Origin of the sequence: Staphylococcus gallinarum (assembly GCF_000875895.1) — a bacterium.
Lineage (GTDB): Bacteria > Bacillota > Bacilli > Staphylococcales > Staphylococcaceae > Staphylococcus > Staphylococcus gallinarum.
On sequence record NZ_JXCF01000091.1, the window covers coordinates 1 to 241 of the forward strand.

1 protein-coding gene is annotated in these 241 nt (G+C 21.6%); it reads right to left on the reverse strand.

Features of this window, described 5'->3' with window-relative positions; all coding sequences use genetic code 11:
• Positions 1 to 10: 10 nt before the first annotated feature.
• Positions 11 to 241, reverse strand: a 231-nt coding sequence (locus SH09_RS17105) for a hypothetical protein (protein ID WP_235307543.1), incomplete at its 5' end; no start/stop codon positions are given.

Genomic DNA, 241 nt, shown 5'->3' on the forward strand with positions numbered 1-241 from the left:
CACACCCCTTTTAACGCTTAATTTGAATAATTTTTTCAGAATGATCACTAACTAGATTTGCTAATATTTTTCCTTTATAAAAAACATTATATTTTATAGTATAAATTAAAAATAAAAAGGGGTTTTCATTAGATTTCTGTTTTTTAAATTTATTAGCTATTCTTATTTTTTTGGGTAAATGTTTCCCGTTATAAAGTTTATTCTGTATTGTTCTTTTTAATATTCTAAACAAACAGAGATA